Source organism: Candidatus Neomarinimicrobiota bacterium (assembly GCA_022567655.1).
GTDB lineage: Bacteria > Fidelibacterota > SORT01 > SORT01 > SORT01 > JADFGO01.
In genome coordinates this window covers 1-7,169 of record JADFGO010000104.1, presented here as the reverse complement: position 1 = coordinate 7,169, position 7,169 = coordinate 1, and the positions used below count along the sequence as shown (strand labels likewise).

The 7,169-nt window shown below is 46.1% G+C and carries 10 protein-coding genes; 9 read left to right on the top strand and 1 reads right to left on the bottom strand.

The window, feature by feature from the left end:
* Nucleotides 1-441: phospholipid carrier-dependent glycosyltransferase (locus IID12_09240; GenBank protein MCH8289271.1), on the bottom strand; the 441-nt coding region annotated here is incomplete at its 3' end.
* 202 nt (nucleotides 442-643) lie between these two features.
* On the opposite strand from IID12_09240, the gene IID12_09235 reads away from it, so the two are divergent.
* The 9 genes from IID12_09235 to IID12_09195 all read left to right on the top strand — a co-directional run.
* On the top strand, nucleotides 644-1,417 hold the full coding sequence (locus tag IID12_09235) for a citryl-CoA lyase (GenBank protein MCH8289270.1): 774 nt from the start codon (nucleotides 644-646) through the stop codon (nucleotides 1,415-1,417).
* An 18-nt stretch (nucleotides 1,418-1,435) separates the two neighbouring features.
* Nucleotides 1,436-1,969 (top strand): hypothetical protein, encoded by a 534-nt coding sequence (locus IID12_09230; protein MCH8289269.1) that lies wholly within the window; start codon nucleotides 1,436-1,438, stop codon nucleotides 1,967-1,969.
* 240 nt (nucleotides 1,970-2,209) lie between these two features.
* Nucleotides 2,210-2,584, top strand: coding sequence for an endonuclease domain-containing protein (locus IID12_09225; GenBank protein ID MCH8289268.1), 375 nt, complete (start codon nucleotides 2,210-2,212; stop codon nucleotides 2,582-2,584).
* Between the two features lie 264 nt (nucleotides 2,585-2,848).
* Entirely contained in the window at nucleotides 2,849-4,099 is a 1,251-nt protein-coding gene (locus tag IID12_09220; GenBank protein ID MCH8289267.1) for a 3-isopropylmalate dehydratase large subunit, read from the top strand.
* Nucleotides 4,100-4,108: 9 nt separating this feature from the next.
* Entirely contained in the window at nucleotides 4,109-4,603 is a 495-nt protein-coding gene (locus IID12_09215; protein MCH8289266.1) for a 3-isopropylmalate dehydratase small subunit, read from the top strand.
* A 1-nt stretch (nucleotide 4,604) separates the two neighbouring features.
* Complete coding sequence (locus IID12_09210; GenBank protein MCH8289265.1) at nucleotides 4,605-5,723, top strand: isocitrate/isopropylmalate dehydrogenase family protein; 1,119 nt, start codon at nucleotides 4,605-4,607, stop codon at nucleotides 5,721-5,723.
* Nucleotides 5,724-5,863: 140 nt separating this feature from the next.
* Entirely contained in the window at nucleotides 5,864-6,070 is a 207-nt protein-coding gene (locus tag IID12_09205; GenBank protein MCH8289264.1) for a type II toxin-antitoxin system VapB family antitoxin, read from the top strand.
* Nucleotides 6,063-6,485 (top strand): PIN domain-containing protein, encoded by a 423-nt coding sequence (locus IID12_09200; protein MCH8289263.1) that lies wholly within the window; start codon nucleotides 6,063-6,065, stop codon nucleotides 6,483-6,485. Before IID12_09205 ends, IID12_09200 begins: the two co-directional genes overlap by 8 nt.
* 26 nt (nucleotides 6,486-6,511) lie before the next feature.
* On the top strand, nucleotides 6,512-7,169 hold a 658-nt coding region (locus IID12_09195; protein ID MCH8289262.1), incomplete at its 3' end, for an MmgE/PrpD family protein.

Sequence of the window (7,169 nt, the reverse complement as noted above, 5' to 3'; positions counted from 1 at the left end):
TATTGCAGCCAACATAAATGTTAATGCTGGAATAACCCCCATAAAAGTTAACGACAAATTAAAAAAAATCGGATTGAAAAGTAAAAGAAGCGCGAATAGAAATGAGGTTGTCTGTGACTGTTTGAAAAATCTGAGCAATAAATATAAAAAAATAACGGCGGCAATACCAAATAAAACGTTTAACAATCGAAGGCTCATAAAGCTAAACCCAACTATTTTGGCTATTAGTCCGCCATAAATGATTGGGATGTAATTAAAAGGTGCCAGCCAATCAAGATATGTTATCGTACCATGTTCAATAAATTGATAAATTGAAAGAGTGTGTGCCCAATCATCATTTAGTGCGAATTCACCAACCGGCCAAACAAAAAACGCTGATACAAGCGAAATATCAATTAAACCACTTACTGTTTTTAAAGATGATGGAGTAAAGATTCTCAAAGAAATTCGGAAGCTCTTAACAGAGAAGGAATATGATAATTCATTAGATATTCATATCAATTTTGTAAATATAGAAAATAATATTTCAAAACTTTGGGGAACTATCCTCCCGAAGTACGCTTTTGGTGAATCGAATTACACTATGACTACGGTAATCAAGTTCATTAGAAGTTCAGCAGTTTTGGCAGATTGAGGTCATAAAATGACAGAAACGTGGAAAACGGCGATTACCGAGATAGAGCCGAATAAGATAAAACTGAGGGGTTATCCGCTTGATGAGCTGATGGGGAGGATATCTTATGCCGAGGCGGTGTACCTTATATTGAGAGGTGAGCTGCCGTCGACTGAAGTCGGGAAACTAATTGACGCTATTCTCGTCTCGTCGATCGACCATGGTGTAACACCACCTTCCGCGCAAGCGGCACTGACTGTGGCTTCGACGGGTGCGCCGTTAAATGCCGCAGTAGCTTCAGGTATACTTGCGATTTCTAAATATCACGGCGGAGCGATCGAGGCGTGTATGAAAATTCTTAAATCGGCAAAGGAATTGATGGAGGATGGAAAGCCGGTCGAAAAGGCTGCCGGAGAAATAGTCGATAGTTACAGAAAATCGAAGAAGCGGATGTCGGGTTTCGGTCACAGGATTCACACGAACGATCCGCGCGCGGCACGCCTGTTCGAGCTGGCGGAAGAAGCGGGAAAATCCGGAACGTACATAAAACTGATTGGAGCGATTGAAGGCGAGCTCGAAAAATCCGCCGGAAAAAAACTGCCAATCAACGTTGACGGCGCTATCGCTGCCGTGCTGTGCGAACTCGATTTTTGGGATAACCTCGCAAATGCTTTTTTCATAATGGCGCGGGTTCCCGGACTGGTGGCGCACGCGGCGGAGGAGCAGGAGCGTCAGCGTCCTATGCGGCAGATAGACCCGGCGAATCATGAGTATGACGGTCCGGCTGAAAGGCATTTAGAGTAAACTTGGGGAAACAATGATATGAGAGACGCAATTGCGGCAACGCTTCCGGAGTTGGGAGAAATAAAAGACAGCGAGCTGCGGGATAAAGTGATAGCGGTCTGGGAAGAGGCTCTTACGAAGAAAGGCTGGAACATCGAGACACTCAAACGCATGCCGTTTACCCTTCTTGTAGCTGACGTAAATATCAGTTTCATCGAACACGTTCGAACCGTTTGCCGGATGTGCATCGCCATGGAAAAAGAACTTAATGAGATGTATTCCGACAGGGTGAGCCTGAATCACGATCATCTTGTGGCGGGGGCTCTGCTCGCCGACGTCGGTAAGATTTTCGAATATACGGAATCAGGGGATAAATTCGTAAAAAGCGAACAGGGGAAATATCTCCGGCATCCATTCACAGGAGTAGGATTATCGTTCCGTCATGACCTGCCCGATGAGGTTATGCACATCATTGCGGTGCATTCCAAAGAAGGGGAAGGTTTTCAGCGAACGGCGGAAGCGATTATATTTCACCACGCCGATTTTACCGATTTTGAGATTATCGGAGGGTGACGGAGCGAATAAATATTTATGTATAATTTTGAGATATCCGAGATTATTAACCACCCCTGAATCCCCTCCTTGGAAAGGAGGGGACGATAGGAAGATGTTCCTATTAGTAAGTATATAAATCATAATAGAGTGCTGGCAAGAGCAACAGTGGTATGAATTTGAGATATTTCTTAATTCTCTTAACCCCCTCCTTTTTAAGGAGGGGGCAGGGGGTGGTTTTCCTTAACATCACTTATTTAAATGATGAAATTAAATAAAAACACACAGAAACGAAGAAGGCAACGATTAAGAAATAATGCTACTCCATGGGAAAGAAAACTGTGGCGCTATCTACAAAATTCGAACTTGGAGGGCTATAAATTCCGCAGGCAACAAGGAATAGAAGATTATATTGTTGATTTCTATTGTGCTGAATTAAAATTGATAATTGAGTTAGATGGAGGTGGACATTTCGTTGCCGAAAAAATGGAAAATGATAAAAAAAGAGAGTCGGCGTTAGAAAGCTGGGAATATACTATATTAAGATATACGAATGATGAGATCATGGAAAATATAGAGGGAGTTTTATTCGACATTAAAAATGAGTGTATTAAACTTAATTCCAACCACCCCTGATTCCCCTCCTTGCCCGCCTGGCATCAGTCGGACAGGGAAAGGAGGGGACTATTAGGATGATATTCTTATTAGTAAAAATATATATCATAATGGAGTACAGTGAAGAGCAACACTGATATGAATTTGAGATATTTCTTAATTCTCTTAACCCCCTCCTTTTTAGGGAGGGGGCAGGGGGTGGTTTTCATTGGAAAATACGAGAGATAGGCAACACAATGATGACTAACAACGAAAGAGGCGCAATAAAGTAGAAAGAAGGATCTGATGGGACAAACATTTGCGGAAAAAATACTGTCAAAATACTCCGGCAGGACTGTTGTACCCGGAGAGATAGTTGATATAAAACCAGATATAGCGATGTCGCATGACAACACGGCGGCTATCAGCGGGATATTCGAACAGCTCGGAGTCGACACTTTAGATGATCCCGACAGGCATGTTGTAGTGCTTGACCACTGCACTCCGCCTGCCAATGAAATATTCGCTATGAATCATAAAATCACGCGTGCATTCGTGAAAAAGCACGGCATCAAGCATTTCTTCGACATCGAGGCGGGTATATGTCATCAGGTGATCATCGAAGGCGGCTTATGCCTGCCGGGTACGATTATGGTCGGAGCGGATTCTCACTCCACTACTTACGGAGCATTCGGCGCATTCGGCACGGGAATCGGCCGTTCGGAAACCGCCGTCATCATGGCTACGGGAAAGATATGGTTCAGAGTACCCGAGACGATAAAAATCATAATCGAAGGAGAATTTCCCGAAGGGACGGGCTCAAAAGACCTGATACTCAAGATTGCCGGCGAGATAAAGGCTGACGGAGCTCTTTACAAGGCAGTAGAATTTGCCGGTCCTACGATTGAGAACATGTCGGTATCTTCGAGAATCGTGCTGCCCAACATGGCTGTGGAGCTCGGCGCGAAGATAGGATATATGATTCCGAACGAAGAAACGCTCGATTACCTCGAAGGGAGAGCTCAAAAAGAATTTGAAGTCGTAGAATCCGACGCAGATGCCGTATTCGACAAAATAGTGGAGTTCGACATATCGGAACTCGAGCCTCAAATAGCGTGCCCGCATACCGTGGATAACGTCAATCCGATCACGGAAGTAGTAGGAACTAAGATAGACGAAGTCTTTTTCGGGTCATGCACGAACGCGAGGTTAGAGGATTTTGAGATCGTCGCCGAAGTGCTGGACGGCAAGAAAATACACCGCGAAGTGAGGATGCTCGTGTTCCCGGCTTCGAGAGACATATTCTTAGAGGCGATGCGGCTCGGCTACGTGCAGACGATCGCGGAAGCAGGAGCGATTATCATGAACTCGGGCTGTGGTCCGTGCATGGGAAATCATGAGGGAGTACCCGCAAGCGGTGAAGTGGTGCTTGCGACCAACAACCGTAATTTCAGGGGACGATTGGGAAACAGGGAGTCGGAAGTGTACCTGTCGAGTCCGTTGGTAGCGGCATACTCGGCTCTGAACGGAGTTATCTCCGACCCGCGGAATAATTGAGGAGTTGTTATGAGCATAAAGGGAAGAGTCTGGAAATACGGGGATGACATCAACACCGACGTCATCTTCCCCGGTAAATATACGTATACCGTTTCTGATCCAAACGAGATGGCGCAGTACGCCATGGAAGACCTCGATTCGGAGTTCGCCAAGAACGTAAAGGAAAACGATATAATTGTCGGCGGAAAGAACTTCGGCTGTGGTTCCGGACGCGAACAGGCGGTGGTTTGTATAAAAATGTCGGGCGTAGGAGTGATAATAGCTAAATCGTTCTCTCGCCTTTACTTCCGTAACTGTGTCAACAACGGTCTGTACGTTATCGTATCTGCGGAGGCTGTTGACGCTATCGAAAACGGCGAGGAGATTGAAGTGGATATGGATAACGGGACAATCGTTTGCGGCGCCGGAACGATCAGTTTTCCGCCGCTGCCTCCTGAAGTCAGAGGCATATTCGAGGACGGAGGCTTGATACCGCACACAAAAAAGATCTTAGGGACGGATTAGAATGCCAAAACACAAAATTGCATGGCTGCCCGGTGACGGCGTGGGAAATGACGTTATGGAAGCGGCGCGGATAGTTCTCGATAAGTTAGATCTTGACGCTGAATATATTCACGGCGATATAGGCTGGGAGTTCTGGAAGACCGAGGGCGAACCACTTCCGGAACGGACGATTGAGCTTCTTAAAAATACCGACGCCTGCCTCTTCGGCGCTATTACCTCTAAACCGAGAGACGAAGCGAATGAAGAGCTTTCCCCGGAATTGCAAGGGAAAGGATATGAGTATTTCAGCCCCATAGTCAGGCTCCGGCAGGAATTCAATCTCAAAACGAATCTGCGTCCCTGTAAGGCGTATAAGGGCAATCCGTTAAATTACAAGGATGGCATAGACTTAGTGGTTTTCAGGGAGAACACAGAGGGGTTGTACGTCGGAATTGAATTTCATCCGATGAACGAAGAAGTGCTTAAAGCGCTCGTTGCCAATCACCCGAAAGCAAAACGATTTGCGGACGTCCCGCCGGAAGATATGGCTTTTTCCGCCCGGATAATTACGAGAGAAGCCGCGGCGAGTATTGTCCGCGCCGGTTTTGAATACGCAAAAAAGTTCGGGTATAAGACTGTTACTATCATAGAAAAACCGAACGTATTGAGGGCGACGAGCGGACTCGTAATTCGGACGGCGAGAAAGATAGCCAAGGAATATCCCGACATTGAACTCTGGGAGAGGAATATCGACGCAATGGCAATGTGGCTGATAAAAAACCCGCAGGATTACGGCGTCCTTGTTGCCACTAACATGTTCGGCGATATCATCTCCGACCTGTGCGCTCAGCTGATAGGCGGTCTCGGATTCGCATCGAGCGGTAATATCGGGGATGACTATGCGGTGTTCGAGCCTACTCACGGGTCCGCGCCTAAATACGCGGGTCAGTATAAGGTAAATCCGATGGCGATGCTATTGACAACGAAGATGATGCTCGAATATCTTGGTGAAAAAGAGATGGCGAATGCGTTGGAGAGCGCTATAGCGGGCGTAATCGAAGATGGAAAAGTTCGCACGTACGATATGGGCGGTAATTCGAGCACTTTAGAGATGGCAAAGGCGGTGGCTGAACGTCTGTAGTGACAATTCTCCGCTTTCTTCGTTGTAAACACGATTTGTTCCTACAATCTGATTATTATGTTAATTCAAGTACGGTCTTGACTTATGTATGACGAATATGTATATTAAATATGTATTGTGGGTACATATAAGGAAGCCGTATGGGAAAAACAACAGTTATGCTCAATGACACGCTAATTGAAGACGCAAAGAAAGCTATCGGTGCGACAACCAACAAAGCTGCCATAGAAGCAGGTTTGCAAGAACTTATTAAATCCAAAGCGCGTGAGAATCTTCGAGGGATGATAGGGAAAGGTGTCATCGACATGACATCCGAGGAATTAGACCGGATGCGCATGGATGATTGACTTCGTTGTGATAGATTCCTCTGTTTGGATTCGAGTTCTGAGGAAATCTCCAAATGAAGTTTTGGCTGAAGAAGTAGACTTCCTTATCAGAGATAAGCGTGCTGCTTTTGTACAAGTCATTAAGATTGAAGTTCTCTCCGGAGCTACCACTACTAAGGATTTTGACTCGTTAGAACATTCGTTTGAAGGTTTAGTGAAATTAGAAGTTGACGAAAGAGTTTGGGAAATATCGGCTAAATGGGCATTTGAATTAAGGAGAGCAGGAATTAGCGTTCCCCTTACCTATATCTTAATCGCGGCAACGGCGTATATGAATAGTGCACTGGTATTGCATGCTGATAAACATTTCGATTTCATATCCTCAAAATATCCAGTAGAAACGAGAAATTGTCTTCAATCAGACGCAGGGAAATAGTGACCGATAAGACTATCGCCCGCCGCATGGCGGAATTCGCTCTGGAATTGAAATTTGAGGATCTTCCCCCGGAAGTAGTAGAGGAGGTCAAACGTTATCTTTATGACTCGATCGGGTGTGCCTTCGGGGGCTATCAGGACCATGACGTCAAGGGGATGATGGATATTTACACCGATATGGGCGGTAAACCGGAAGCGACTCTTTTCGGCAGCGGTGAGAAATTACCCGCCGCAAACGCGACGCTTCTAAACAGTCTGATGATCAGGGCTCTCGATTATAACGACATATATTGGAAAGAGGACCCCTCACACCCGTCAGACTTAATACCGGCTGCACTGGCAATGGGCGAGCGGCAAAACTCATCGATGAAGGAGGTTATAGTCGCAATAGTGCTCGCATACGAATTTGAACAGCGGATGTGTCTGTATGCAAAACCGGGAGTTCGTGAGCGCAAGTGGCATCACGCAACATTGACTCAGTTTGTTTCTCCCATAGTAGCCGGCAGACTTCTCGGACTCAACGCCGGGCAGATGGAAAACGCAATCGGAATATCTGGCGGACATAATTTTACTCCCGGCGCGGCAGCTGCGGGTCAGCTGTCAATGATGAAAAACACCGTCGATCCGATGGCTGTCCAGAGCGGAGTAATTGCAGCGCTAATGGCGGAAAAGGGTTATACAGGTA

Coding starts and splice junctions, on each gene's coding strand:
- IID12_09220 (MCH8289267.1), top strand. CDS start 2,849: ATGGGACAAACATTTGCGGAAAAAATACTGTCAAAATACTCCGGCAGG.
- IID12_09235 (MCH8289270.1), top strand. CDS start 644: ATGACAGAAACGTGGAAAACGGCGATTACCGAGATAGAGCCGAATAAG.
- IID12_09230 (MCH8289269.1), top strand. CDS start 1,436: ATGAGAGACGCAATTGCGGCAACGCTTCCGGAGTTGGGAGAAATAAAA.
- IID12_09215 (MCH8289266.1), top strand. CDS start 4,109: ATGAGCATAAAGGGAAGAGTCTGGAAATACGGGGATGACATCAACACC.
- IID12_09225 (MCH8289268.1), top strand. CDS start 2,210: ATGATGAAATTAAATAAAAACACACAGAAACGAAGAAGGCAACGATTA.
- IID12_09210 (MCH8289265.1), top strand. CDS start 4,605: ATGCCAAAACACAAAATTGCATGGCTGCCCGGTGACGGCGTGGGAAAT.
- IID12_09200 (MCH8289263.1), top strand. CDS start 6,063: ATGATTGACTTCGTTGTGATAGATTCCTCTGTTTGGATTCGAGTTCTG.
- IID12_09205 (MCH8289264.1), top strand. CDS start 5,864: ATGGGAAAAACAACAGTTATGCTCAATGACACGCTAATTGAAGACGCA.